Source organism: Halobacillus litoralis (genome assembly GCF_020524085.2).
In the GTDB taxonomy this organism is placed as follows: domain Bacteria; phylum Bacillota; class Bacilli; order Bacillales; family Halobacillaceae; genus Halobacillus; species Halobacillus litoralis_E.
This window is the reverse complement of record NZ_CP129016.1, coordinates 2,823,760-2,848,640: the sequence shown is the minus strand read 5'-3', so window position 1 is coordinate 2,848,640 and position 24,881 is coordinate 2,823,760. Positions and strand designations below refer to the sequence as shown.

The window sequence follows — 24,881 nt, the reverse complement described above, 5'->3', positions numbered from 1 at the left end:
GCTCCCTTATTGGGAGCTTTTTTCATTTTGTTCTATATCGTCAAGGACCATATCCAATACGTAATGGGAGGACTGATATAATTCTTTAAACCTTTTGCGATGTACATCCAGATAATAGCTATGGAGGATGATCATTTCCATATTTTCGTGCGTTGATTTCACTTGGTTAGGATGAACATTCGTCTTTCGGTCTTTCACGAAATCCTCTGCTTCCTTTACCCATTCGCTTGTCAATCGGAACATCGGAGCTGTTTCTTTTTTTACCTGATTAAAAAAATCATAGCTTTTTTTATCTACGGGACCTTCCGTATTTAAAAAGCGTTGATGTTGTTCATCAATTAGTCGCTTTAGTTCGTTCGTATTAGCTTTCAAATTCATAACATCCCACACCTTTCCCTCTTCATAATACCATGAGGGAAAAAGGGCTTCAAAATCAACCTACAGAACGACGTCTGGCCTGTTGAGCAACTTTCTCCATATATTCATACCGGCGTTCTCTTTTCATCTTTCTTAATTCATCTCGAAGCCCGAAGACTTCATTCTTCAATTCATCGATCTCTTTACGGTGGGAGACGGCCATATTAAACACGATTTCATCTGCTTTGATTGACAACCTACGCTCAAGTAAGGAGAATTTTTCCTGTAAGTGCGAGAGCTGCTCCTCAAATTCATACGGTGTGATGACACTATTTTTCTTCATACACTACTCCCCCTTTTATTGGTGTTTAACAAATTCTCTATTGCATGCATAACTCCTCTGAGGATGACAAGACTAGAACTAAAGCAACAAAACAAGTCAAATCAGACATTAATCTTCGACATAAAAGGAGAAAAGCATATGGCTAAGAAAAAAGAAAAGAAAAATAAAAAACCGGCCCCGGCAAAAACGGACAATCCTAAACTTGCTGGTGAGAACCGCCCTTCTACGTGATTGGACAGAAGCTGTTGCTATTTTTTATAGCAGCAGCTTTTTTTATCAATCACTTGAAAACTGGGATATGAACAAGGCTATTTTCTATCTTTTTCGTCGTTACATTTCAAATATGAAGGAAGCCCTCCTCTCTCTGCACGAGTCAAAAAACTGTATCCATAATCGAAGGAATATGATTAGGGTTTTAAATAGAATAGGTAAGGGAAGATAGTCATGGCGGTTTCCTTATATGTGTCAATCATGTGAACAGATGAAACTTTCCTTTCTTTTATACGTCTAAATAAAATGAGTCTCATGTATATATTCTTGGACATGAAAATTTGGTATGATACTCTCATGGCTATAGGGAGGGATTGATTGTGAATTATCCCAATGGGAGACGTGGATCCAAGGCAAATTCAGCTCCCAAAGGAAAAGCAAAACCGGATTTCAGTAACAGGGGAATGTCACTTGAAGAAGACATTAATGTAACAAATGAATATTATCTGCAAGCAGGAGTAGCGGTAGTCCATAAAAAACCTACGCCTGTTCAAATTGTACAAGTGGATTACCCAAAACGAAGCGCCGCCGTCATTAAAGAAGCATATTTCAAACAAGCTTCTACAACAGACTTTAATGGTGTTTATCGTGGGAAGTACATCGATTTTGAGGCAAAAGAAACGAAAAACAAAACTTCTTTTCCCTTAAGTAATGTCCATCAGCACCAGATTGACCATATGAGGGCTGTCCAAACACATGGTGGAATCAGCTTTATGATCATAAAGTTTACACCTTTAGAAGAGACTTACCTCCTCCCATCATCTTCGATTTTTTCCTTTTGGGAAGATCAGTGGAACGGTGGAAGGAAATCGATTCCTTATGCTTACATTACTAAAGAAGGAATCAAAATCCCTTTTCATTATCAGGCACGGGTTCACTATGCCACTGCCATCGATAAGCTTTATTTCTGAAATGGAGGAAATGTAAATGGCCAACGATAGCCAGTCACGTACAGCACGAAGAAATCAGATGAAATCATCGAAAAAAGGAAAAAGCACTTCAAAATTCAAGAGAATTTTCATGACCCTCTTAACCATCGGAGTTGTTCTGATGTTAGGAGTTGGAGCACTATTTGCTTATTATGTCGCTACGGCTCCGAGTTTAGATGAATCGAAATTATCCGATCCATTCTCTTCCAAAGTTTACGACAAAAACGGTGACTTGTTTGCTGACTTAGCGGGAGATGAACGACGTACGAAAATCACATACAACGACATCCCTTCCGTCCTTGAGGACGCCGTTTTAGCTACAGAAGATGTACGCTTCTACAATCATATCGGAATAGACTTTAGAAGGATCGGAGGCGCCGTCCTGGCCAACATTACTGGTGGGTTCGGTGCTGAAGGAGCCAGTACTATCACCCAACAAGTTGTCAAGGAGTCATTTTTGACGAAAGATAAGACCATAAAACGTAAAGTTCAAGAACAGTATTTGGCTATTAAGTTAGATCAGGAATATTCTAAAGAAAAGATTTTAGAAATGTATCTCAATAAGATTTACTATGGTGCTGGGGCTTATGGGGTGGCTGAAGGTGCCGAAACTTATTTCGGCAAGAAAGACCTCAGTGAGCTTACATTGCCTGAAGCTGCCTTGTTGGCAGGTCTCCCGCAAAGGCCTAGTGGCTACATGCCATTTGAAAATCCGGATTTAGCGAAAGATCGAATGAACACGGTCCTTAGTTTGATGGTGCAACACGGCAAAATTACAGAAGCTGAAGCAGAAGAAGCACGTCAAGTGAAGATCGAAGACATGTTGATCGAGAGACAACCTGAAAAAGAAGCACCATTCCAAGCGTTCCTGGATGAAGTGGAACGAGAGATTAAAGAGAAAATGGATGGCTCAGATATCTATAAAGATGGGTTGAAAATTTATACCACTTTAGATCCTAAAGCACAGGAACAAGTACAGCAGCTATTAAGCAATGAGGGTCCTACCCCCGTGGCCGGATGAAAAATTAATGGCTGGAGTTACTGTCACAGACACACAAACAGGTGCCATTCGAGCAATTGGCGGAGGCCGAAACTACCAAAAAGGTCAATTCAATACGGCCACTCAAATCAACCGTCAACCAGGCTCAACGTTTAAACCAATCACAGCCTATGGTCCGGCAATCCAATATAATAAGATGTCCACCTACCATCAAATTAAAGATGAAAAAACTGAATTTGATGTCAATGATGGTTGGACACCTAATAACTTTGATAATCAGTTCAGGGGATGGGTATCCGCTAGATACGCTTTAAGCCGCTCATTAAATATTCCTACCATTAAGTTAATGGAAGAAGTAGGGATCGATAAGGCGGAAGAGTTTGCAAAAGGACTCGGATTTAAAGTACCTGACAAAGGTTTTATGCTCTCAGATGCCATTGGAGGAGGAGTTGGAACGAATCCTAAAGAAATGGCTGCCGCGTACGCTGCTTTTGGTAATGAAGGCGTATATAATGAACCACATACCGTAACAAAAGTTGAAGTACCTGGTGAAGGAACCATTGAGCTAACTCCGGAGCCTAAGTCTGCCATGAACAGCTACACGGCCTTCATGATCTCTAACATGCTACAAACCACAATGAGTGAAGGTACTGGTACAGCTGCTAACGTACCTGGGGTCTACCTGATGCAGGTAAAACCGGAACGACGAACCGCGGGGATTATGCATCAGACTCTTGGTTCAATGGATACACAACGAACTACTCCATTTCCATTTGGGCAGGTTACGATGAAGAAGATCCAATGTCTCAGGCGGCAAAAAATATACCAAAACAGATTTATAAGCCTTTGATGAGTCAATTATCTCAAGGAATAGAAACAGCTGACTTTACTAAACCGGATTCCGTTGCCTGGGTTGACGTAGAAAAAGGGTCCAGACCTGCACGTCTACCGAGTGAATATACACCTTCGGACCGCATTGTCACAGAACTATTCCACGTAGACAATCAGCCATCTAAAGTATCAGAAACGTATCAGAAATTGGATCCTGTTCAATCTCTGGCCGGAAAATTCAATGAAGAAACCTCTAGTATTGATCTTTCATGGTCCTATGGAAATACAGATGGAATCAGTTTCCGTATTGCTGCCTCCATTGATGGTGGAGAAATGAGAGAGTTGACGACAACGAAAGAAACAAGTGTCGAAATTACGAACGTCGATCCGGGTGCCTCCTACGAATTTGCTGTGGTGGTCATCAGTGATGACGATAATACAGCGAATAGTGAGCCAGCTACTGTCATGGTTCAAGCCCCAGGTTCTCTTGAACAGGAAAATCCTGAAGAATCCGAAGACGGCGAAAATCAGGAAGAAGAAGGAGAGAACACGGAAGGCGAAGGTCCTCCTGAAGAAAACAACGAAGGAGACGGCCAAGGAAATAATGACGGTAACGGAAATGGTCAAGAAAGTGATCAGGGGAATGGTCAAGGTAATGGCCAGGACGATGGATCTGACAACACGAATGATAGTGAAAACGATGGTCAAAACCAAGATGATGGTTCTGGTTCAGATGGGGACAGTGGTTCTGATGAAGAACAACCGCCCGCTGAAGAGGATCAGGAACAGCAAGATGCAGCTTAAACAAAAAACACCCTCTCGAAATAATTTCGAGAGGGTGTTTTTATTGGGATTTCTCTTTCTTTTTCATTCGTTTCTGCCCTTCTCTGCACAAAAATAACAAAGGACATTCCTCACAATTCGGACGCTGTGCTTTACAGTGGTAGCGCCCGAAAAATATCATCCGGTGATGAGTAACACACCACTCTTCCACCGGTATTTTCCTCATCAATGTTTTTTCTACTTCCAAGACGGAATCTTTCCACCTGCAAAAAGCTAGGCGTTTAGAAACACGCTCCACGTGTGTATCCACCGCTATGGCAGGTTCATCAAATGCGACGGAAGCTACTACGTTTGCCGTTTTCCTCCCCACTCCAGCTAAACTTTCCAACTCTTTTTTTGTAGGGGGTACTTGCCCATTAAACTTTTCAACAAGTGTTTGCGAAAGCTTCTTTATGTTCTTTGCCTTGTTCCTATATAAACCGATCCGTTTGATGTCATTTTGGAGCTCTTCTAAAGGAACAGCAATGTAGTCCTCCGGATTTTTATATTTTTCAAAAAGTTGAGGGGTCACTTTGTTCACTAGTGCATCAGTGGCCTGAGCAGATAAAACGACAGCAACGAGGAGTTCAAAAGGATTGCTGTGCGTCAATTCACACTCGGCCTCAGGGAACATTTCTTCAAACGTATCTAGACAATGACGGATTTGCTGTTTGTTCAACATCGTTTGTTTTAAGAATCCTCCTCCAACCAGTTATAGTAAAGGGAAATGTCACGCTTCTTATTTTCCTGTTTTTGCGTTTTAGAGCCCTGTTGTCCTTGGCGAAACTGCCTGCCCTGTTCACGGGCCTGTTCCACCGTTTTTACACCTTTCCGCTTCCACTCTCTCAGGATACGGTCAATGTACTTGAAGTTCAGTTTACTCATTAATACCGCTTCTCTTAACGCAGCCTTGATCAGTGCTGGAGATTGCTCTTCCTCATCAAGCCATATATTAATGGTCTCAATTTCGAATGGAGACAAGGGTCTCCCGAATTCCTGCTCAAATAGAGGGAATATATTCTCATCATAAGACCGATCATTCGTTTGAGGCTTCGGTGATACGGCGAAGATTTTTTCCCATAATGGTTCTAGTGAATAATATTCATTAAGGACTCGATGCTCATTTTGATTTTGCTCAATGGTCATCATCCTTTTTTGTATCAAGCTCCTCAGTACTTGTGAACATTCTTGGGAAGTAATGGTTAGATGAGTCGCCAGTTGTTCAGGTGTCGGAAATCCATTTCCTTCTGTACGGAAACGATGAATTTGTAGGAGAACGACCAATTCCGTTTCATTTAACTTCAATTGATGAAAATTTTCAAGAAGTTTCGTTGGAACGACCATTTGGTTATCCATGATGTTCTGAAAGCTTTGGTATTTAGCCAAATCAATCCCTCCATTCTTAATCTTCATGGAATGAAAAACACCGATACGCCGTGGGCGTTAGATCGGTGTTCGTTCATCGGCATGATTGGTGATCACGGGTACAGTCGATTCAATAGACGAGGGAACGGGATCGTCTCGCGAACGTGCTCGACTCCAGAAATCCAAGCAACGGTACGTTCAAGCCCTAATCCAAAGCCAGAGTGCGGAACACTTCCGTACTCACGTAATTGTAAATACCATTTGTAAGCATCTCCTGTGAGATCATGTTCTTCATACCTTTGTTGCATCAACTCTAGATCATCGATTCGCTGAGACCCACCGATGATTTCACCATATCCTTCAGGAGCGATCAAGTCTGCACATAAAACCACTTCAGGTCGCTCAGGATCCGGCTTCATATAGAATGCTTTGATGTCAGCAGGATAATTTGTAATGAATACAGGCTTATCATAACTTTCAGCAATCGCTGTTTCATGCGGGGCTCCAAAATCTTCTCCCCATTCGATATCATCAAACCCTTTATCTTTCAAAAGTTGGATGGCATCGTCATAACTAATGCGCGGGAATGGAGCCTGGATTTTTTCAAGTTTCTCTGTATCACGCCCGAGTGCATCAAGTTCGATCTTACAGTTCTTAAGAACCGATTGAACCACGTGAGAAACATATTGTTCCTGGACTTGAAGACTGTCTTCATGGTCCATGAAGGCCATTTCAGGCTCAATCATCCAAAATTCAATCAAATGGCGGCGGGTTTTTGATTTCTCAGCACGGAAGGTTGGGCCGAAACTGAATACACGACCGAAAGCCATCGCAGCAGCCTCCATGTAAAGTTGACCACTTTGAGACAAGTAGGCATCTTCCTCAAAGTATTTCGTATGGAAAAGTTCTGTCGTTCCTTCTGCAGAAGAGCCTGTAAGAATAGGAGGATCAATTTTTACGTACCCATTGTCATTGAAAAATTCGTAAGTGGAGCGAATGATTTCATTTCGCACTTTCATGACGGCGTGCTGACGTTTAGAACGCAACCACAAATGGCGGTGATCCATTAGGAACTCTGGACCGTGTTCCTTTGGTGTGATCGGATAGTCGACCGCTTCATGAATGACTTCAAAATCTTTGACTTGCATTTCGTATCCAAGTGGAGAACGGGTATCTTCCACGATTACACCTGTTACATAAAGAGAAGACTCCTGTGTTAAAGCCTTAGCATCTTGAAACTTTTCTTCACCAATTTCTGCTTTAACGACGATCCCTTGCATAAAACCTGTTCCATCACGGAGTTGCAAGAAAGCAATTTTACCACTGGAGCGTTTGTTACTAAGCCAGGCTCCTAACGTTACTTCTTCTCCTACATATTTTGATACTTCAGATATAGTTGTTTTCACACTAAAACCTCCAAAAGCTTAAGATTGATATTTGTTTACAAATCGTTCGATTCGATCAGCTGCTTTTTCGAGCTGATCCAAAGATGTCGCGTAGGACAGGCGCACATTATCCGGGCTTCCAAACCCTGAACCCGGAACGAGCGCAACTTTTTCTTCATCTAATAGAGCTTTCACCCATGCATCGACGTCCTCAAAACCGCCGTTCTCCACAGCTTCTTTCACGTTCGGGAAAAGGTAAAATGCGCCGGATGGTTTCGCACAGTGCACACCAGGAATTTGTACCAGGCGCTTGTGAAGGACATCCAACCGTTCTTTAAATGCCTCTTTCATTTCGTCTACTTTTTCTTCAGAAGCCGTATAAGCAGCGAGTGCCGCGTACTGGGCAATGGTCGTCGGGTTTGATGTCGAGTGTGAAGCCATATTGGTCATCGCTTTAATCACCGTTTTATTCCCCGCAGCGAAACCGATTCTCCACCCTGTCATCGAATGAGATTTGGAAACTCCATTGATAATGATCGTTTGATCATACAGTTCTTTAGACAGTTGAGCTATGGAAACATGTTTTTCCTCTGTATAAATCAATTTTTCGTAGATTTCATCTGACACGATCAGGATGTCATGCTCAAGACACACTTCTCCGAGCGCCTTTAATTCTGATTCTGAATACATCATACCTGTCGGATTACTTGGTGAATTAATGATAACAGCTTTCGTTTTAGATGTAATCGCTTCTTTCAATTGCTGTGGTGTGAGCTTAAAATCATTGGATTCATCTGCTGAAACGATCACGGGCTTACCTTCAGCGAGCTTAATTTGTTCTGGATAACTCACCCAGTATGGAGCCGGAACGATGACTTCATCTCCCTCATTCAGAAGAACCTGGAATAAAGTGAACAAAGCATGCTTCGCACCTGTAGTAACAATGATTTGCTCATTCGTGTACGTTAAACCTTGATCACGCTTAAGTTTTGCTGTAATACTGTTTTTCAGCTCAGGGACTCCACCAGCTGGTGTATATTTCGTCATCCCTTCATCCATCGCACGCTTAGCAGCATCCAAAATATATGACGGGGTATTAAAGTCCGGTTCCCCTGCTCCTAATCCAATCACATCATGGCCTTCAGCCTTCAATGCTTTCGCTTTGGCTGTGATTGCCAATGTCGTTGATGGTGTTAAAGCTTTCACTCGTTGTGCTAATTCCATAATCGTTCACTCCTTTTACTCATTCTGTCTGAAAGCAAAGCGCTGATCAAACGCTTCACCCTGCAATGTGAAATAATCCAATACATAACGGTTCTGATCATCGATATAGGTCAATTGAAACACAGGTTCGTTTTCCTCAAAACCATATTGTATATCTTTGAATGTACAACTGGAGCACGTATTCACCCACCGGGAACGCATCTCCTCCAAAGTAAGCGCTTCTTCTCCAGAAACCTCATCAAGGATTTTATCTTCTTTAATGTCTATGAATAAGATCGATGCTTCTTTGGACTCGTTCATTCCTTGGACGATATGGAACTCCCTTTTGCCATGGTATGTAGAAACATGGTTGATCGTAGCAAGGTCCCCTTGTTCCAGCGCAATCGTCTCTGCTTCAGGATGACCTTCTTTACGGTCCTGGTTCACATCTATATATACCCATAGGAAAAGGATAAGAACTAAAATAAAAAGGGTTCCTGCTATCGCAAGGCTCCACTTCAACCAACTAGGTACGGTAAATGGTGAAGACTGCGGTCTCAGCATCGTCATCATCCAGTGCCAATCCAAACATCAGATTATTTTCTTTAAGTGTGCGGTTCAACGAATCGACAATTTTATAAAGATCATCAGACTTTTGAATCCTGACTGTCGATAACGTTTCAATTTTATTTTCCATCGTTAAAAACCTCCATTGTGCGGGGTCCGCTTTATATTATAACAGGTACGTCCAATCCCATGCGCTGGAGTCAGAGCCATTTGTCGATCTTATTAATCAATTGACGGGTGGACTCATAAGAAACAGGGACTTCCGGCAAAGAATTCAAGAAGTATTTTCCATATCGCGCCTCCATCAACCGTTGATCACAAATAAAGACGATTCCTCGATCGGAGCTGCTTCGGATCAACCTTCCAAAGCCTTGTTTGAATCGAATAATGGCATGAGGAAGGGATTTCTCCATAAAGGAATTTTTTCCTTCTTTCTGCATTCGCTCATTCCTTATCGATTGTATCGGCTGATCTGGTGGTTGAAAAGGCAATCGTACCATCATCAAACAGGAAAGATCGTCTCCGGGTATATCCACCCCTTCCCAGAACGAACTCGTCCCGAGAAGAATAGCCTGGTCAAACGCTTGAAAGTTCTTTTTCAAACGGTCCCTGCTACCACTGGATACGCCTTGTGCGAAAACCATGAACTCTTCTGGGTCAATAAACTCTTTTAAAAGTGAATAGGTTTGACGAAGCATTTCATAAGAAGTAAATAAAACGAGCATTCTTCCTTTTGTCACTTCCGCCACAGAATAAATCGCTTCACTGAGTGCTTCAACAAACGAGTCGGGGTCATTTTTTATATTCGGGAAATCATTTGGGACCATAAGCTGGACCTGCTCCTTAAACTGATAAGGAGATGGAATCACGGATTCAATCGTGTTCGCAAGGTCCTGCATCCCCAAGGATTTTCGAATGTATTCGAAAGAACCATCTGTTGTTAAGGTGGCACTCGTTAAAACGGCGCTGCTCTTCTTTCTAAATAGTCGTTGTTCAAGAAGTTGGGCGACATCAAACGGCTCACTAAATAAGTAGATCGCGTTTACGGCCCCTTCTCCTTCAATTTCAATCCATTTCACTTCTTCTTCTCTTGTAAAATCAAAATAATGAATGAGTTGAGAGCGAATTTGGTGGCAGACATCGATTTGATTGTTCAATCGGGAGAGAAGAATCGGGATACTGTAGTCTTCTTTAACAGCAAGCTGCATTCTCAACTGTTCTTCCATTCTTCCCATGTGGACAATCAACTTTTTGATCATAGCCAAGAAACGATGAGACATTTCTTTGGCTGTGTCAATAAATGCTGGCATATCTCCTGACTTCAAAAGAAGCTGGGTACGGCCAATATCACTTTTCCCTTTCCCTAACCGCTTCTGCTTTTTGACACTTTGATAAATATAACGTGAAAGATGACTCAGCTCTTCCTTCGCCTCGTCAATGGATTGTTGGCCTTTGATTAGATTGGTATAAAAATCTTCCTGCAAAGACCATTCCTTATAAAGATTCTTATGAAAGATCTCTCCAAATTGGGTCAAATGCCGTTGAAGTTCACGATAGTTCATTCGCACACCAAAGTACCGACTAGCTACTGCTTCCAAATGATGAGCTTCATCAATAATCACATGCTCATAATCTGGCAGTACCGATTCCTCTTTCATTATATCCATACACAGCAGGGCATGATTGGTAATGACAAGGTCTGCTTGAGCCGCTTTTTCTTGAGCCCACTGGAAAAAACTATCATCCGTGAATCCGAGTCTAACGGTTTTGCTTGACTGTTCCGATGATACTTTATGCCAAAACTGCCTTCCATTTGATGGAAGTTGAATTTCATCTACGTCGCCCGTACGCGTTTTGGTCAACCAAACGAGAATCATGGCCTTTGTCAGTGCAATATCATAATTATCCTGGTACGACCTTTCAAGTTCATACTGAAAGTGTATCAAACTAATGTAATGAGCTTTCCCTTTATAGAGGACAGCTTTGATCGGACGAGGAAACATCCGCTCAACTTTTGGTATTTCTTCCTCTAGCAATTGTTTTTGAAGACTCGTTGTGTGAGTGGAGATGACGACGCGCTTACCACTTTCCATAGCTTGGAAAGCAGCGGATAGTAGATAAGCAACTGACTTGCCCGTTCCAGCACCTGCCTCTAAGATTGCATGTCTATTTTCTTCAAGAGCCTGCTTGACACTTGATGTCATTTCCTGCTGACCTTTTCGGAGTTCATACTCAGGGAGCAGACTTCCAAGGCCATTATCTCCTTCAAACACTTGCTTTTTCCAAGTGTCGAACACTGGAAGTTGAACGGTTTTAGATGCACGCTCCTGCACTTGCTTCCTGACGGCAATCCCGTGCTTCAGCATCACATCAGATTCACTATTGGTGCCATACCGCTTTTCCTCCAAATACTTCAGAAAGAACTCCCGGAAATCACTTTTCAATTTCCCTTCGATCTTCAACAAATGATGGATCGTACGCTCAGGGAGACTCTGAAGTTCTCTTAATAGATAAAGAAGTAAATCAGCCGTTACTTGAGCGTCTGACAATGCACGGTGTGGACGATCATGGCCCATTTCTAACCGTTCTGCCAGCTGCCCTAGCTTGAAAGTAGGAGAAGTTGGCATGAGAATGCGTGCGAATTCGACAGTATCAATAATCGGATTATGTAAAGGTTGATAACCGCACCGTGCTAATTCGTCATTTAGAAATCCAAGATCGAATTCAATATTATGTGCCACAATATAAGCATGCTGAAAAAGAGGATAAACATCCTCGACAATTTCAGAGAAAAGCGGTGCATCTAAAACATCGTCATTTTCAATTCCGGTTAATGAACGGATAAACGGAGGAATCTCTTTTTCAGGATAAACAAGGGAAGAAAACTCTTCCACGATGGTCCCATTTTCCTCCATAACAACGACACCGATTTCTATGATGCGATCCCCTTTTGAAGCCGCATTTCCTGTTGTCTCTAAATCCACAATTGCAAATCTGTTCATGTTCATCCCTACTTTCACAACAAAAAGGAAGGACCTTGCCTAAGACCGTGGCATAGATCCTTTCTTCACTCGCTAGTCATTTCTTATAATGGCAATGCTTGTAAAGGTGGTTCTTCCTCGATGATTTGCTCGACTTTATTGTTCTCATCCATCAGGGCAATCTTTGGTCGAAACTCTTCAAGTTCCTCTTCATCAAGCATCGCATAGGAAACAATAATGATTATATCATCTGGCTGAACACGGCGGGCCGCTGCACCATTCAGGCAGATGACACCACTACCGCGCTCACCTGCGATCACGTAGGTCTCAAGTCGTTCGCCATTATTATTGTTCACAATCTGCACTTTTTCATGGGGAAGTATACCGACTTGATCAAGCAAATCCTGATCGATCGTCACACTCCCAACATAGTTCAAATTCGCTTCCGTTACGCGAGCACGGTGTATTTTTGCTTTCATCATTGTACGTAACATAACAAATGGCCTCCTTGACGATCACCCATAAATGACATGTCCTTCTTCATCAAATACGACATTATCAATCAACCTCACATTGTCATAAAAAACAGCCGCTGCGAGAATTACAGGACGATCAATCTTCTCTATAAATTCTAACTCAGGATAAGATAATAATTCAATATAATCTATCTTACCACGAGTTTTCTCTTCAAGAAACTTCTCTGTCGCCTCAACAATCAATTCTTTTGACTTTTGCCCTTCCAAAACAAGTTTCCTGCCATACTGCAGCGCTTCCTGTATAGAAGGAGCCTCTTTTCGCTCTTCATCGGAGAGACGGACATTTCTACTACTTTTCGCAAGACCGTCTCCCTCCCGTACTGTAGGGACAGGGATGAGATGGACAGGCATATTATAATCTTTGATTAAGGCATCTACGACAGCTACTTGCTGTGCATCTTTCATTCCGAAATAGACGTTGTCAGGCCTCGTGATATTGAAAAGCTTCGTGAGCACAGTAACTACACCATCAAAATGCCCTGGACGGCTCTTTCCACACAAGACATTCGTCCGTTTGTTAACCGTCATATTCACGGATAATGATTGTGGATACATCGTTTCATTTGTGGGAAGAAAAACAAGATCGACGCCGTTTTCTTCTGCTGCTTTACGATCATGCTCCTCATCACGAGGGTATGTATCCAGATCTTCTCCTTCCCCAAACTGAAGCGGGTTTACAAAAATGCTGAGTATCACTTTGTCATTTTCCTTCTTCGCTTCCTGAATAAGGCGGATATGTCCTTCATGAAGGTAGCCCATCGTAGGAACGAAACCAATGGTCTCCCCATTCTTCCTCCATTCGGAAATGAATGTGTTTACATGATCAATTTCTCTTAATACTTTCATTTATCTCCTTACTCCTCCGGCAATTCATTAAGGTTCATAGTAAATGTATGGGATTCTTCCGGAAAAGCTTTCATCTTCACTTCTTTCACATAAGATTGTACCGCTTCTCCTAGAAGGTGGTTGCTGTCGATATAAGGTTTTACAAACTTCGGCAATCGATCAACCCCATATTTGAGAATATCGTGGTAGACGAGAACCTGACCATCACACTCTGCGCCGGCACCGATCCCAATCGTAGGGATAGACAAGCGGTTCGTGATTCTCTCTGCTAACTGTCTGGGAACGCACTCTAGGACGAGAGCCATCGCCCCGGCCGCTTCGATTTCAAGCGCTTCTTCGATGAGTCGTTCTGCGGATCCATGGTCTTTACCTTGAACCTTGTAGCCTCCAAGAACATTGACGGACTGCGGAGTTAAACCTATATGGCCAACCACAGGAATTCCGGCATGAACAAGCTTTTTCATTGCTTCAGAGACCTCACCACTTCCTTCAAGCTTCAATGCCTGAGCTCCTGTTTCCTGATAGAGTCTACGAGCATTCTTCAATGTGTCCTCTATGGATATATGATAAGACATAAAGGGCATATCAATCACTTTAAATGTGTCAGGAGCACCACGGTAGACAGCTTTTCCATGATGAATCATATCTTCCATGGTTACCGGAATTGTTGAGTCATAACCTAGTACCGTCATTCCCAAGCTGTCTCCGATCAGAATCATATCAACATCCGCTTCTTCGGACATTTTCGCTGATGGATAATCATAACTTGTGATCATGACGATTTTTTCTTCTTCATGCTTCATACGCAGGAACTGTGCCTTATTACGCATGGTATCCTCCCTCTCCCCAGTGAATTTCCGCTGAATATAGTTTCTCTTCCTGTCCGTCTTTGCTTCTCGCACGCAAAGCTCCATCTGGCTCGATCCCTATGAGAGTCGCCTGCCAGGTTTTTCTCATGGTAGATATGGTCACCTCTTCACCGATTTTGTAACCGAAATGCTCCCAATCCTTTTTGATGGATGCAAACCCATGGGTTTCAAACCGTTCATAGGTGTCTTCAAAAAGGCGTAAGATGTGTTGGACCGTTTGTTGAATATTCCAATGCTGGCCTGATTCGACTTTAAGGGAAGACGCTTTGTATTTAATATCTTCAGGGATTTCACGATCTTCTTGATTTACATTCATCCCCATACCCAGAACAATATATTGAATCGTATCCTGCTCTGCTTGCATTTCTGTAAGAATGCCTGACACTTTCTTATGATTGATCAATAGATCATTCGGCCATTTGATTTGCGGGACCAACGAAGATCTTTCTGCAACCATCCTGGCTAATACGGTTGCTGCCAGAAGAGTGATTTGAGGTGCTTGTACAGGAGGTAGATTCGGACGTAAGAGGACACTCATCCATATCCCTTTTCCTTTTGGTGAATCCCAATTCCTCGACATTCTTCCCTTCCCTTTCACTTGCTCATCTGCAATGACCACAGTTCCATGGGGTTTTCCCTGTTTGGCTAATTGATGCACAATTTACTGGGTGGATTCCACCTGGTCGTAATGATGCAATTCATGACCAATCCATTTGGTATCCAACCCCCATCTGAGCGTGTTTTCACTGATCTTATCAGGGGAAGACATAATTTTGTAACCCTTCCGTTGGACGGCTTCAATTTTGTATCCGTCTTTTTTCAATTCGTTCATGTGCTTCCAAACAGCTGTCCTTGATATTCCCAGCTGCTCAGAAAGTTGCTGACCTGAAATATGACCTTCTACGTTATTCAGTAACTCGATTAGTTCCTTGCGGGTGGATTCCATTCCCTCACCCACTCCTTTATTTTTTCATAATCATTTTCTATTTCCTCGGTGACCACATGGTATTCAATCTTGTCCATCCACTCTGAGATCCATGGACCTTTCGGCAGATCTGTGAACAATTGCAAAAGGTCTCTAGCCTGGAAAGTCAGCTCCCTCTTATTATGAATAGGCAGCTGTTTTTTCGCCTCAGTCAAAACCTCACCCGAAATCTTATCTACTCGATGTAAAGCTGAGACCAACCTAGAGAAAGACGGGAAAAGTTCTTCTTCCAATTGATAGATAAGCCATGCTGTCACATTCTTTTCATTTTCATACTTTCTATAGGCGTGTAACAACTGTTCTGTTTTCTTCTTTGTATCCTTTGAAAGTTTCCATGACTTCATGAAATTTTCTGCAGTTAAATGTGGATATTGCAACACATAAAAAGCGATGATTTCGTGCCAACCTAATATTAGAGAATAAGGAACATTCCTATGAATGTCCAAGTCTTTAAGAATTGGCAAATGATTCTTTAACCCTGTTGATTGCAGAAGCTGCAAGCCTAAAGCATAATTCGAGCCTCCGAAAATTTTCTCCATTTCCACTGCAATTCTTTCAATGGAAATGTGTTGAAGTAAAGGTGACAAATGATTCAGGGCTTCTTCGGTCCTCTCTTCAATCTTAAATGAAAGTTGACTGGCGAACCTGACCGCTCTCATCATTCGCAATGGATCTTCGTGAAAACGCTCAGACGGCTCACCAACAGCTTCAATCCTCTTATTCCGAATGGCATCATGTCCGTGATAAGGATCAATAAGCCTGCCGTCCCTGCTCATAGCGATTGCATTGATCGTAAAATCTCTTCGAGCCAGATCAAGAGTGATATCCTGTACGAATGTCACCTCATCTGGGTGGCGATAATCTTCATAGCCTTCTTCTACCCGATACGTTGTCACTTCGTAAGAAACAGAACGATGGCGCACGATTACCGTCCCGTGTTCGATTCCTACAGGGATAACTTTTTCAAATATTTCCTGAATCCGCTCGGGCTTTTCCGATGTCGCAATATCGATATCATTGACCGGCCTGCCGCTCAAGTAGTCACGCACAGCACCACCGACGATGTAAGCTTCACCACCCGCTTCTTCAATCTTTTGGATCACTTCAAAAGCAGGTTCGAATACTTCGTGACTACTCATAGTTCAAGACCTGTTCATATAAAGTTTCATACTGTCTAAGGATTGTATTCGTTGCGAATTTTTCATGAACGACTCTTTTCGACTGTTCAGCCATCCTTTGATGCAGATCCTTATCCTCTAGAAGCTTTGTGGCGAAGTAAGAAATCTGTTCCACATTTCCAAGTTCTGCGATAAACCCGGTTTCCCCATGATCAATGACCTCTGGGATTCCACCGATATTAGTTCCGATACAGGGCACACCACAAGCCATTGCTTCAAGCAGGACAAGTCCAAAGCTCTCTTTTTCAGATAACAATAATTTCAGATCTGAAATCGAAAGCAGTTCACTTACATTTTCCTGCTTTCCTAAAAAGAGGACATGGTCTTCTAAACCCAGCTGTTGGACAAGTTGATGACATTCTGAATATTCCGGACCATCTCCAACAAGTAGCAGCTTCGCAGGCATTTGCTCTGCGACAGCTGCAAAGGTTTTAATGACATCGGTCACTCTTTTCACTCTTCGAAAGTTAGATATATGGATGAGTACCGCATCTTCCTCCTGAATGCCATAATGTTCTTTCAGACGTTGATCTTCTCTACGATAATACTCCCGTTCATCTACAAAGTTATAGATGACGTCAATATAACGGTCTGTATGTAACATCTCTTTCGTCTGATCAACAAGGCTTTGTGATACAGCTGTAACTCTGTCTGACTGTTCGATTCCAAACCGAATCATTTGTTTAAGGCTGGAATCAATACCTAGAACAGTAATATCTGTACCGTGTAGGGTCGTAATAATTTTCACATCACGTTCACACATTTGTTTGGCTAAAATCGCACAAATGGCATGCGGCATCGCATAATGGACATGAAGAATATCCAATTCCTCTCTATTGATTACATCGGCCATCTTAGCTGCTAGAGCTAAGTCATAAGGAGGATGCTGGAAGACTGGGTAATTGCTGACTTCCACTTCATGATAATATATATTAGGATATACACGGTTCAGACGAAAGGGCACCTGAGAGGCAACGAAATGGATTTCATGCCCCTTTTCTGCCAGCAACTTCCCAAGCTCTGTAGCAATGACACCTGATCCCCCTACGGTGGGGTAACAAGTGATACCTATTTTAGCCATAATCGATCACTCCTGTTATCTGTTCATTTCAATGATGCCTTTCCAATCAAAGTCTTCATGATCCAAAGCTTGAATCATGATATCTGCCATCGCTTGGTTAGTCGCTACCGGTATTTGATGAACATCACATAACCTCAACAATGCGCTAATATCTGGTTCATGAGGTTGTGCTGTTAGCGGATCACGGAAAAAGACAACCATATGCATCTCTTCACTTGCTATTTTTGCTCCGATTTGTTGATCCCCACCGAGCGGTCCTGATTGATACCTCGTCACCTTCAAATCGGCTTCGTCTGAGATCCTCATTCCTGTTGTACCTGTAGCAAACAATTCATGTTTCGATAAGATAGAATGGTATTTTTTTGCAAAACGAATGATGTCTTCTTTCTTTTTATCGTGCGCAATCAATGCAATTTTCATGGTAAACCTCTCCTTGTTAGTCAAGTATGTGTTCAAGACCATACACGAGGACGTCAAGTTCCATCACACGCTCTGCAGCAAGTTTTACTCCACTCATGAATGATTCACGATGAATGGAGTCATGTTTAACGGTCAATGTCTCCCCATGCCCACCGAAAATGACTTACTGGTGAGCCACAAGACCCGGAAGTCTCATACTGTGAATTTTCATTCCATCTACATCAGCCCCACGTGCACCCTCAAGCGTCTCTGTTTCTGATTCATGACCTTGTTTGTGAGGATCTCGGACCTCTTTAATTAATTCAGCGGTTTTAAGCGCTGTCCCTGAAGGAGCATCAAGCTTTTGGTCATGATGCTTTTCAATAATTTCCACTTCTGGGAAATGCTTAGCTGCCCACTTTGAAAATTGCATCATGAGGACTGCACCAATCGCGAAATTAGGAGCAATGATTGTCCCAATACCTCTTTCGGATGCAAGATTGGTTAACTCGGAAAGTTCATCTTCTGAAAACCCTGTTGTTCCAACGACGGGTCTGACTCCGTTTTCAATAGCAAGCTTTGTATGTTTGTACCCATTCTCAGGTGTAGTCAAATCAATGAGAACATCAGCTTCCACTTTACTGAGACATTCTGCAGCATCCGTATAAATGATCGCTTCCATATCAGGAAAACCATCCAGTTCTTTCACACTCATTCCTTCGTGCTTTCGATCTATACAAGCCACCAGCGAAAGAGTGGATTGGTTATGAATCATTTTTAATGCTTCTTTGCCCATTTTACCACGGGGGCCTGCGACAATCACTTTAATATTACTCACCTTTCATTCCTCCTTCTTTCCGTGTCCAGCGATCTTTATCCCTTGTCTCAATTTTACTCATGGATTGTTCAAAAGCATCAGCGAGGTCGATGTCCAGTGAATTTGCAAAACATGTGAGTACGAAAATAACATCGCCAAGCTCCTCTTCCAGAGCTTTATCTTTTTCTGTACTCTTTTTTGGTTTCTCCCCATACCGATGGTTTATTTCTCTTGCCATCTCTCCGACTTCTTCCGTCAATCGTGCCTGAAGACTAAGGGGAGAAAAATAACCTTCTTTAAATTGTGATATGTAATCATCTACCCTTTGTTGGATATCCTTTGTCGTATAATTCATGCTAAACCCTCGTTTCTTTAAGGACTCTCTCTAAATGTTAGCCAAAAGGCCGCCATTTGACAAATTTTTTAGTTTGATCCGGTAAAATTTATTGTTATATATTAGCTCTCGTTTGTTGAAGGATCCGTTTCGAGGTGTTATTCGGGCTTCGTTGCCCAGGTTAAGCGTCAGGAATGGCTGGGAAGCTACCAAGTGCATGATGAGATACCACAGGACGCAGTCCGAGGAGGCTCATCGCGCTCCCAAGGAAAGCGATCTATTTCCCGGAGCCCCATCCACTAAATAAAAGTCTCGAAACCAAGACTTCCACAATCCCTTTAATAACTTCCTTATGAATAATCAATACCAAAGTTACATAGCCAGAATTTAAAAACCGGAAGATATTGCCGCCACCCATTCAATTATCTATAATGGAAGTCGTGTGAAACAACTATTGGAGGTGTACATATGAAAGTCTTTGGGTTGCGCGTGAAAAATATTATATGGATTCTAATAGGATCCGCCATCTTTTCTTTCGGACTCGTTCATTTCAACATTCAAAATGAATTAGGAGAAGGCGGCTTTACGGGAATTACATTGCTGCTATTATACTTATTCCAGTGGGATCCTGCCATTATGAATATTGTGCTCAATATTCCGGTCCTCATCATCGGATGGAAGATTCTTGGTCGTACCACATTCTTTTATTCCTTAATCGGAATCCTTGCCGTTTCCGTTTTCATTTCCGTTTCTCAAAACTATATGATTGAATTTAACCTGTCTGATGATCTTACTTTGGCTGCCTTGTTTGCAGGTGTGTTCATAGGTGTAGGACTGGGCATTATTTTTCGGTACGGGGGAACCACAGGCGGAGTCGATATCATCGCACGTCTTGTTAATAAATACCTTGGCTGGAGTATGGGAAGAGCCATGTTCCTTTTTGATGCCCTTGTCATTTTTGTATCCATTATTACATACCTCGAGTACACTAGAGGTATGTACACACTGGTAGCTGTTTTTGTCGGAGCAAGAGTCATAGACTTCATACAAGAAGGAGCGTACGCGGCGAGAGGTACAACAATTATATCTGAAAGAAGTGAAGAGATCTCAAGGCGCGTAATGGAAGAGATGGATAGAGGTGTAACCGTGCTCGAAGGAAGAGGATCCTTTTCTGGTTCAAAGAGGGATGTGCTTTATTGCGTCATCGGTAAAAATGAAATTGTCAGACTAAAAACAATTATCGACCACATTGATCCTCATGCATTTGTTGCTGTTAGTCATGTACATGATGTGATGGGCGAAGGGTTTACTCTTGATGAGAACAAAAACCCTATCGATTAGATTTCTTAATAAAAAGACCTAAACAAGAAAACCGACCCTTTTAACAAGGGTCGGTTTTTCTTATTTATTCTTCATTCATACCTACGAACATGAATACAAAACGCAGCAATTCAGCAAGTGCAACAAGAGCACCAGCGACATAAGTCATCGCCGCAGCGTTCAATACCTTTTTCGTCTTGCGCTCTTCATCGTTTCTGATGACTCCAGTTGATACCAACTGGCTCATCGCACGGTTTGAAGCATCAAACTCTACAGGTAAAGTGATCAATTGGAATAACACAGCAGCCGCAAAGAATACAATTCCTGCTAAAGCAAGTCCAGCCATTCCAAGAAGAAATCCACCGATAATTAGGAAGATGGAAATGTTAGAACCGAAACTTGCAACGGGAACAAGTGCACTGCGGAAGCGTAAGAATGCATAATCTTGTGCATCTTGAATCGCGTGTCCGACTTCGTGTGCGGCTACAGCTGCTCCTGCTGTTGACCGACCATGATAAATATCGGTTGAAAGACGGATCACTTTCGAACGAGGGTCATAATGATCGGTTAAATGCCCGCGAACTTCTTCTACAGCAACATTGTATAATCCATTATCATCAAGAATTTTTCTAGCTACTTCAGCTCCTGACATGGCTGAGGATGTCGGAACTTTTGAATATTTTTTGTAGGTGCTTTTCACCTTTGACTGCGCCCAGAGTGGAATAATTAATATTAGCGCAAAGTAAAGAATAAAACTCATCTTTCATTCCTCCATCTTGGATGTGAGTATATAGGTCAATTTTAGTCAAAAACACATAAAAAATCAACTATGACCACTCTTTAATCTGTGTCTATTTTTCGAACTTTCTCTATAATTGATCGTGCCAACATAAAGTAATGTCACTAAAATCGCGCCACCTATGAAAAGGGCTGTAGATAGAAAAGCATTCCAGTCTTGCTGGGACTGTCCTTTAACGAGTTCTGTAACTTTCCCGCTGAATTTTTCCCTGCCAGTAATAGAGTCAATAATCGACAATTCACGTAGCGCTTGATCTGCTTCGTTCACTTTGGCCGCGTCTACATAACTATTGACGACTGGCCGTATCAAATTCCACTCATCCTGGATATCTTCAAGAGAAACAGAAGATACGGTATGGTTTGAAAAATGCTCCAGGGGTTTCTGCTATGATAGGGTATGGATTGTCAGATGAAGTAACTTCCAGAAAAGTAATGAGGCCCTCTTCCCACCTGGTTTCTTCAAAATCATCTGTAGAGCTATAGATATCCAGTTGTGTCCATGCTTCTTTATGGTGAGCCGGTAGGGTTTGGACATATTGTTCCATTTCTGCATATTTACTATTCCACAGCCGCTCAGCAAGCTCAAACTTTCCATCAGCAGCCAACCGACGGTATTGTGTTGCAAAAGCTTCCCAATCAGGAGATTCCCCCCGACCCTGAATGCGCAAGGCCGGATGGTACGAGTGTGAAAATAAGGGAACAAATGAACACCAATATAACACGTCCCATTTCACTTCTCCCCTCTCACAAGTATTATTTCATCTTATGAAAAGGAAAACAGATTTAGACTCTGGATTTTCTATTCACACATAAGACATAGGCACAAAGGATACATGCGATACTAAGCCAAAATGTGAAATATCCAATATCATCCATATGCTCAACAATAGCTGGATACACAGGCATTTGACCGAAAACGTAATCAATCACATCATTGTGAAGCGTCCATATAGCAGCAACGACAATATGTCTCATTTTTATTTTATAAAACGGGGCATACAGAAGTCCTTGAACAGCCATAGCTCCATGGGAAAAAACTAACATATAGCCGGTCCACGGAAGCGATCCATATTCTAATAAAGTTAAACCATTCATAACAACTGCCCATACTCCATATTTAAGAAGTGTGATGATGGCGAGTGCTTCTATGTAAGGAACATTTTTTCCGAAAATATAAAACCCAAGGAATATAGTAAAGAACAAACTGGCTGTAGGGCTGTCAGGAACAAACAACAGAAAGATAGGTTCGGTCACAGAAAGCTGAGGTTCATACCATATGTATCCGTAAATGGTTCCAAATAAATTAATGAAGAAAAGCAGGATTAAAAATGATCGGCTCGTGAGTAGGTAGGTGATTATTTGTTTCATGTTACCTTGTACCTCCAATACAAATGTAGCCGCGCTTTTTAAAAGCGCGGCTACATTGAATTAAGTATCTAATTACTCTTCAGATCCAGAACCTTCTGAATCACTAGAGTCTTCTTCTGAAGATCCTTCTTCAGATCCTTCCTCAGATCCACCTTCGGATCCTTCCTCAGAATTCCCTTCAGATTCTTCACCAGAGGAACCTTCTTCAGATCCGCCTTCGGATCCTTCACCAGAAGACTCTCCATCTTCACCACCAGCTTCACCGCCGCCAGCTTGTACGACAAATTCAGCAAGTTGTTGAAGCTCTTCATCACTTCCGCCAAAAATACCAGAAGGCATTTCTCCAACACCATTCACTGCAATATCTTTGACTTGTTCTACAGTCACATCAGCTTCAATCAAGGATGGATAGTTTCCTTGTCCTTGCAAGGCATCTCCGTGACAGCTCAAGCAGTTTGCTTCGTAAACCGCATAACCAGGATGTTCTTTATCAATCGTTGATTCAACCGCTTCCACGTTGACCCCGTATTTCTCTGCACGCATTTCATAATCGGCATGAGAAACAGATTCATAAGTCAACCAAAAAGTAGCGATAAAACCGATAAGCATTAATCCTACAGCAATCGGACGCTTTTGAGGGCGTCGTTCTGGACCACGATCCAGGAATGGCGCAAGCAGCAAAGCACCGAAAGCTAATCCCGGCATAACGATGGCACCAAGAACGATGTAATCTCCACCTGCGAATTGATATTTAAGAAATTGATACAAGAATAAGAAATACCAGTCAGGCAATGGAATATAACCTGCGTTGTTCGGATCCGCCTGTTGCTCAAGTGGTGATGGGTGAGCAGCAGTCAAAATAAGAAATCCGATCAAGAAGACAGATCCTACAAGCCACTCCTTCAACAAGAAGTTAGGCCAGAAAGCTTCTGTACGGCCTGGGTATTCCGAATAGTCTTTTGGTAAGTTGGCTTTTCGTTCAGCCGTGATTCGTGAATCACCGACGAACTTCATCCCTTTTCCCCTATGCACAGCTTTCCCTCCTTTTTAACGATACATTTTATAGTGGTCCGGAAATTCCTTGTTTACGGATTAAAATGAAGTGGAACGCCATTAACCCGAACAGTGCAGCCGGCAAGAAGAATACGTGAATAGCAAAGAAACGTGTAAGCGTTTGTGCACCAACAATCGATGGATCTCCGGCAAGTAACGTCCGAATCTGGTCACCGATAAATGGTGTGGCTGCTGCTATTTCTAGACCAACCTGAGTCGCGAAGTAAGCTTTGTTATCCCAAGGTAACAGATATCCTGTGAAGCCTAATCCCAACATGACGAAGAACAAAAGTACACCAATAACCCAGTTCAACTCACGAGGTTTTTTATAAGCTCCCTGGAAGAATACCCGTAGCGTATGTAAGAATAACATGACGATAACGAGACTCGCTCCCCAGTGGTGCATACCACGGACGATTTGACCGTAAGCAACCTCTCGCTGCAAGTAATAAACAGATTTCCAAGCGTTTTCAATGTCCGGCACATAGTACATGGTCAGGAACATGCCAGACAGGATTTGGATGACTGTAATAAAGAATGTCAATCCACCAAAACAATAAACGAATGCTGAAAAATGGTGTGCTGGGTTAACGTGTTCAGGCACTTCGTGATCTGCGATATCACGCCAAAGCGGGGTAATATCTACACGCTCGTCCACCCAGTCGTAAATTTTCTGAAGCATGTATTATGCCCCCCCTCCTGAATCTTTCGTTTCACCTAGGTAAAGCATACCTTCTTCTACTTTGAACTCAAAATGAGGCAGTGGTGCCGTCGGTGGAGTTCCTATGGCACGTTGGTTCCGTCTTTCGTGTAACGGCCGCCGTGACAAGGACAGAAGAATTGGTTCGGGTACTCCTGGTTGGAAGCCCAGTCGACCGTACATCCCAAGTGAGTACAAATCGGTGATAGTGCTACAATTTCATCATTCTCGTTTCTGTACACCCAAGCCGTCTTCTGAACTTCTGATTCATACCAAGCATCCACTTGATCGATCGTCCATTCAAAACGTTGCGGTTCATTCGTAAGTTCATCAACGGAAGCTACGGAGACGAAATCTCCACTTTCTTTTGTTTTCAATACAGGATCAATTGCGAAACGAACCATCGGTGCAAGCATTCCCGCTGCCATGAAACCGCCTACACCAGTGAGTGTGTAGTTTAGAAATTGACGTCGGGATACTCGTTTTTTATCGCTCATACTTTTCCCCCCTCTATGCTGTAATCCATGCGACATGGATTGATTAC

Annotated in this window: 29 protein-coding genes and 2 pseudogenes; 5 read left to right on the top strand and 26 right to left on the bottom strand. The window is 42.5% G+C overall.

Annotation, left to right across the window (positions count from 1 at the left end; genetic code table 11):
* Window positions 1-6: 6 nt before the first annotated feature.
* Window positions 7-378 (bottom strand): YppE family protein, encoded by a 372-nt coding sequence (locus LC065_RS14600; protein WP_226589727.1) that lies wholly within the window; start codon window positions 376-378, stop codon window positions 7-9.
* A 55-nt stretch (window positions 379-433) separates the two neighbouring features.
* Window positions 434-700: a hypothetical protein gene (locus LC065_RS14595; RefSeq protein WP_226589728.1), complete on the bottom strand. Its 267-nt coding sequence runs from the start codon at window positions 698-700 to the stop codon at window positions 434-436.
* Window positions 701-1,290: 590 nt separating this feature from the next.
* Between LC065_RS14595 and recU the strand changes: the two genes are divergently transcribed.
* The 4 genes from recU to LC065_RS14575 are packed head-to-tail and all read left to right on the top strand — an operon-like array spanning window position 1,291 to window position 4,534.
* Window positions 1,291-1,881, top strand: coding sequence for a Holliday junction resolvase RecU (gene recU, locus LC065_RS14590; RefSeq protein ID WP_371933345.1), 591 nt, complete (start codon window positions 1,291-1,293; stop codon window positions 1,879-1,881).
* 16 nt (window positions 1,882-1,897) lie between these two features.
* A complete protein-coding gene (locus tag LC065_RS14585; RefSeq protein WP_306163515.1) occupies window positions 1,898-2,920 on the top strand; it encodes a transglycosylase domain-containing protein in 1,023 nt (340 codons plus the stop codon).
* A gap of 7 nt (window positions 2,921-2,927) precedes the next feature.
* A complete protein-coding gene (locus LC065_RS14580; RefSeq protein WP_306163514.1) occupies window positions 2,928-3,749 on the top strand; it encodes a penicillin-binding transpeptidase domain-containing protein in 822 nt (273 codons plus the stop codon).
* Window positions 3,701-4,534 (top strand): fibronectin type III domain-containing protein, encoded by an 834-nt coding sequence (locus tag LC065_RS14575; protein WP_306163513.1) that lies wholly within the window; start codon window positions 3,701-3,703, stop codon window positions 4,532-4,534. The genes LC065_RS14580 and LC065_RS14575 overlap by 49 nt, the downstream gene beginning before the upstream one ends.
* Before the next feature lie 40 nt (window positions 4,535-4,574).
* Here LC065_RS14575 and nth read toward each other — a convergent pair whose 3' ends face one another.
* From nth to LC065_RS14495, 17 genes and pseudogenes are all read right to left on the bottom strand, one after another.
* The gene (nth, locus tag LC065_RS14570; protein ID WP_226589733.1) at window positions 4,575-5,234 is read right to left on the bottom strand and encodes an endonuclease III; all 660 of its coding nucleotides are present in this window, start codon (window positions 5,232-5,234) and stop codon (window positions 4,575-4,577) included.
* An 8-nt stretch (window positions 5,235-5,242) separates the two neighbouring features.
* Entirely contained in the window at window positions 5,243-5,938 is a 696-nt protein-coding gene (locus LC065_RS14565) for a DnaD domain-containing protein (RefSeq protein WP_226589735.1), read from the bottom strand.
* 92 nt (window positions 5,939-6,030) lie between these two features.
* Window positions 6,031-7,323: an asparagine--tRNA ligase gene (gene asnS / locus LC065_RS14560; protein ID WP_226589736.1), complete on the bottom strand. Its 1,293-nt coding sequence runs from the start codon at window positions 7,321-7,323 to the stop codon at window positions 6,031-6,033.
* Window positions 7,324-7,341: 18 nt separating this feature from the next.
* A complete protein-coding gene (locus LC065_RS14555; protein WP_226589738.1) occupies window positions 7,342-8,526 on the bottom strand; it encodes a pyridoxal phosphate-dependent aminotransferase in 1,185 nt (394 codons plus the stop codon).
* 15 nt (window positions 8,527-8,541) lie between these two features.
* Window positions 8,542-9,069, bottom strand: coding sequence for a cell wall elongation regulator TseB-like domain-containing protein (locus tag LC065_RS14550; RefSeq protein ID WP_226589741.1), 528 nt, complete (start codon window positions 9,067-9,069; stop codon window positions 8,542-8,544).
* The gene (locus LC065_RS14545) at window positions 9,032-9,202 is read right to left on the bottom strand and encodes a YpmA family protein (protein ID WP_226589742.1); all 171 of its coding nucleotides are present in this window, start codon (window positions 9,200-9,202) and stop codon (window positions 9,032-9,034) included. Before LC065_RS14545 ends, LC065_RS14550 begins: the two co-directional genes overlap by 38 nt.
* 70 nt (window positions 9,203-9,272) lie before the next feature.
* Complete coding sequence (gene dinG, locus LC065_RS14540; RefSeq protein WP_226589745.1) at window positions 9,273-12,074, bottom strand: ATP-dependent DNA helicase DinG; 2,802 nt, start codon at window positions 12,072-12,074, stop codon at window positions 9,273-9,275.
* An 83-nt stretch (window positions 12,075-12,157) separates the two neighbouring features.
* The gene (gene panD, locus LC065_RS14535) at window positions 12,158-12,547 is read right to left on the bottom strand and encodes an aspartate 1-decarboxylase (protein ID WP_226589747.1); all 390 of its coding nucleotides are present in this window, start codon (window positions 12,545-12,547) and stop codon (window positions 12,158-12,160) included.
* Window positions 12,548-12,568: 21 nt separating this feature from the next.
* The gene (gene panC / locus LC065_RS14530; protein ID WP_226589750.1) at window positions 12,569-13,435 is read right to left on the bottom strand and encodes a pantoate--beta-alanine ligase; all 867 of its coding nucleotides are present in this window, start codon (window positions 13,433-13,435) and stop codon (window positions 12,569-12,571) included.
* A gap of 8 nt (window positions 13,436-13,443) precedes the next feature.
* On the bottom strand, window positions 13,444-14,265 hold the full coding sequence (gene panB, locus LC065_RS14525) for a 3-methyl-2-oxobutanoate hydroxymethyltransferase (protein WP_226589753.1): 822 nt from the start codon (window positions 14,263-14,265) through the stop codon (window positions 13,444-13,446).
* Entirely contained in the window at window positions 14,258-14,962 is a 705-nt protein-coding gene (locus LC065_RS14520) for a biotin--[acetyl-CoA-carboxylase] ligase (protein ID WP_371933344.1), read from the bottom strand. Before LC065_RS14520 ends, panB begins: the two co-directional genes overlap by 8 nt.
* A 3-nt stretch (window positions 14,963-14,965) precedes the next feature.
* Window positions 14,966-15,250: a biotin operon repressor gene (locus LC065_RS20545; protein WP_371933343.1), complete on the bottom strand. Its 285-nt coding sequence runs from the start codon at window positions 15,248-15,250 to the stop codon at window positions 14,966-14,968.
* On the bottom strand, window positions 15,226-16,428 hold the full coding sequence (locus LC065_RS14515) for a CCA tRNA nucleotidyltransferase (protein WP_226589759.1): 1,203 nt from the start codon (window positions 16,426-16,428) through the stop codon (window positions 15,226-15,228). Before LC065_RS14515 ends, LC065_RS20545 begins: the two co-directional genes overlap by 25 nt.
* Window positions 16,421-17,551, bottom strand: coding sequence for an N-acetyl-alpha-D-glucosaminyl L-malate synthase BshA (gene bshA / locus LC065_RS14510; RefSeq protein ID WP_226591643.1), 1,131 nt, complete (start codon window positions 17,549-17,551; stop codon window positions 16,421-16,423). Before bshA ends, LC065_RS14515 begins: the two co-directional genes overlap by 8 nt.
* A 12-nt stretch (window positions 17,552-17,563) precedes the next feature.
* Window positions 17,564-17,968, bottom strand: coding sequence for a methylglyoxal synthase (mgsA, locus tag LC065_RS14505; RefSeq protein ID WP_226589762.1), 405 nt, complete (start codon window positions 17,966-17,968; stop codon window positions 17,564-17,566).
* A 16-nt stretch (window positions 17,969-17,984) separates the two neighbouring features.
* Window positions 17,985-18,785, bottom strand: a pseudogene (gene dapB, locus LC065_RS14500) (4-hydroxy-tetrahydrodipicolinate reductase).
* A complete protein-coding gene (locus LC065_RS14495; RefSeq protein WP_226589769.1) occupies window positions 18,778-19,119 on the bottom strand; it encodes a nucleotide pyrophosphohydrolase in 342 nt (113 codons plus the stop codon). Before LC065_RS14495 ends, dapB begins: the two are co-directional and overlap by 8 nt.
* 447 nt (window positions 19,120-19,566) lie before the next feature.
* Here LC065_RS14495 and LC065_RS14490 point away from each other — a divergent pair, with 447 nt between their 5' ends.
* A complete protein-coding gene (locus tag LC065_RS14490) occupies window positions 19,567-20,439 on the top strand; it encodes a YitT family protein (RefSeq protein ID WP_226589771.1) in 873 nt (290 codons plus the stop codon).
* 64 nt (window positions 20,440-20,503) lie between these two features.
* On the opposite strand, the gene LC065_RS14485 is transcribed toward LC065_RS14490, so the two are convergent.
* The 7 genes and pseudogenes from LC065_RS14485 to LC065_RS14455 form a co-directional block, all read right to left on the bottom strand.
* On the bottom strand, window positions 20,504-21,178 hold the full coding sequence (locus tag LC065_RS14485) for a zinc metallopeptidase (RefSeq protein WP_226589773.1): 675 nt from the start codon (window positions 21,176-21,178) through the stop codon (window positions 20,504-20,506).
* 63 nt (window positions 21,179-21,241) lie between these two features.
* On the bottom strand, window positions 21,242-21,526 hold the full coding sequence (locus LC065_RS14480; RefSeq protein ID WP_306163512.1) for a hypothetical protein: 285 nt from the start codon (window positions 21,524-21,526) through the stop codon (window positions 21,242-21,244).
* A gap of 22 nt (window positions 21,527-21,548) precedes the next feature.
* On the bottom strand, window positions 21,549-21,950 hold the full coding sequence (locus LC065_RS14475; protein ID WP_306163511.1) for a hypothetical protein: 402 nt from the start codon (window positions 21,948-21,950) through the stop codon (window positions 21,549-21,551).
* 49 nt (window positions 21,951-21,999) lie between these two features.
* Complete coding sequence (locus LC065_RS14470) at window positions 22,000-22,584, bottom strand: lipoprotein heptaprenylglyceryl N-acetyltransferase LhaT (RefSeq protein ID WP_226589779.1); 585 nt, start codon at window positions 22,582-22,584, stop codon at window positions 22,000-22,002.
* 72 nt (window positions 22,585-22,656) lie between these two features.
* On the bottom strand, window positions 22,657-23,616 hold the full coding sequence (locus tag LC065_RS14465) for a menaquinol-cytochrome c reductase cytochrome b/c subunit (protein WP_371933342.1): 960 nt from the start codon (window positions 23,614-23,616) through the stop codon (window positions 22,657-22,659).
* Between the two features lie 28 nt (window positions 23,617-23,644).
* Window positions 23,645-24,319, bottom strand: a complete 675-nt coding sequence (gene qcrB, locus LC065_RS14460) for a menaquinol-cytochrome c reductase cytochrome b subunit (RefSeq protein ID WP_160913544.1) — start codon at window positions 24,317-24,319, stop codon at window positions 23,645-23,647.
* A gap of 3 nt (window positions 24,320-24,322) precedes the next feature.
* Window positions 24,323-24,834: pseudogene (locus LC065_RS14455) on the bottom strand (ubiquinol-cytochrome c reductase iron-sulfur subunit).
* Window positions 24,835-24,881 lie beyond the last annotated feature (47 nt).

Bases quoted from the DNA above. Each gene is read 5' to 3' on its own strand.
- LC065_RS14600 (WP_226589727.1), bottom strand. From the start codon at position 378: ATGAATTTGAAAGCTAATACGAACGAACTAAAGCGACTAATTGATGAA.
- LC065_RS14595 (WP_226589728.1), bottom strand. From the start codon at position 700: ATGAAGAAAAATAGTGTCATCACACCGTATGAATTTGAGGAGCAGCTC.
- LC065_RS14585 (WP_306163515.1), top strand. From the start codon at position 1,898: ATGGCCAACGATAGCCAGTCACGTACAGCACGAAGAAATCAGATGAAA.
- LC065_RS14580 (WP_306163514.1), top strand. From the start codon at position 2,928: ATGGCTGGAGTTACTGTCACAGACACACAAACAGGTGCCATTCGAGCA.
- LC065_RS14575 (WP_306163513.1), top strand. From the start codon at position 3,701: ATGTCTCAGGCGGCAAAAAATATACCAAAACAGATTTATAAGCCTTTG.
- nth (WP_226589733.1), bottom strand. From the start codon at position 5,234: ATGTTGAACAAACAGCAAATCCGTCATTGTCTAGATACGTTTGAAGAA.
- LC065_RS14555 (WP_226589738.1), bottom strand. From the start codon at position 8,526: ATGGAATTAGCACAACGAGTGAAAGCTTTAACACCATCAACGACATTG.
- LC065_RS14550 (WP_226589741.1), bottom strand. From the start codon at position 9,069: ATGCTGAGACCGCAGTCTTCACCATTTACCGTACCTAGTTGGTTGAAG.
- LC065_RS14545 (WP_226589742.1), bottom strand. From the start codon at position 9,202: ATGGAAAATAAAATTGAAACGTTATCGACAGTCAGGATTCAAAAGTCT.
- dinG (WP_226589745.1), bottom strand. From the start codon at position 12,074: ATGAACAGATTTGCAATTGTGGATTTAGAGACAACAGGAAATGCGGCT.
- panD (WP_226589747.1), bottom strand. From the start codon at position 12,547: ATGTTACGTACAATGATGAAAGCAAAAATACACCGTGCTCGCGTAACG.
- panC (WP_226589750.1), bottom strand. From the start codon at position 13,435: ATGAAAGTATTAAGAGAAATTGATCATGTAAACACATTCATTTCCGAA.
- panB (WP_226589753.1), bottom strand. From the start codon at position 14,265: ATGCGTAATAAGGCACAGTTCCTGCGTATGAAGCATGAAGAAGAAAAA.
- LC065_RS20545 (WP_371933343.1), bottom strand. From the start codon at position 15,250: ATGGAATCCACCCGCAAGGAACTAATCGAGTTACTGAATAACGTAGAA.
- LC065_RS14515 (WP_226589759.1), bottom strand. From the start codon at position 16,428: ATGAGTAGTCACGAAGTATTCGAACCTGCTTTTGAAGTGATCCAAAAG.
- mgsA (WP_226589762.1), bottom strand. From the start codon at position 17,968: ATGAAAATTGCATTGATTGCGCACGATAAAAAGAAAGAAGACATCATT.
- LC065_RS14495 (WP_226589769.1), bottom strand. From the start codon at position 19,119: ATGAATTATACGACAAAGGATATCCAACAAAGGGTAGATGATTACATA.
- LC065_RS14490 (WP_226589771.1), top strand. From the start codon at position 19,567: ATGAAAGTCTTTGGGTTGCGCGTGAAAAATATTATATGGATTCTAATA.
- LC065_RS14485 (WP_226589773.1), bottom strand. From the start codon at position 21,178: ATGAGTTTTATTCTTTACTTTGCGCTAATATTAATTATTCCACTCTGG.
- LC065_RS14470 (WP_226589779.1), bottom strand. From the start codon at position 22,584: ATGAAACAAATAATCACCTACCTACTCACGAGCCGATCATTTTTAATC.
- qcrB (WP_160913544.1), bottom strand. From the start codon at position 24,319: ATGCTTCAGAAAATTTACGACTGGGTGGACGAGCGTGTAGATATTACC.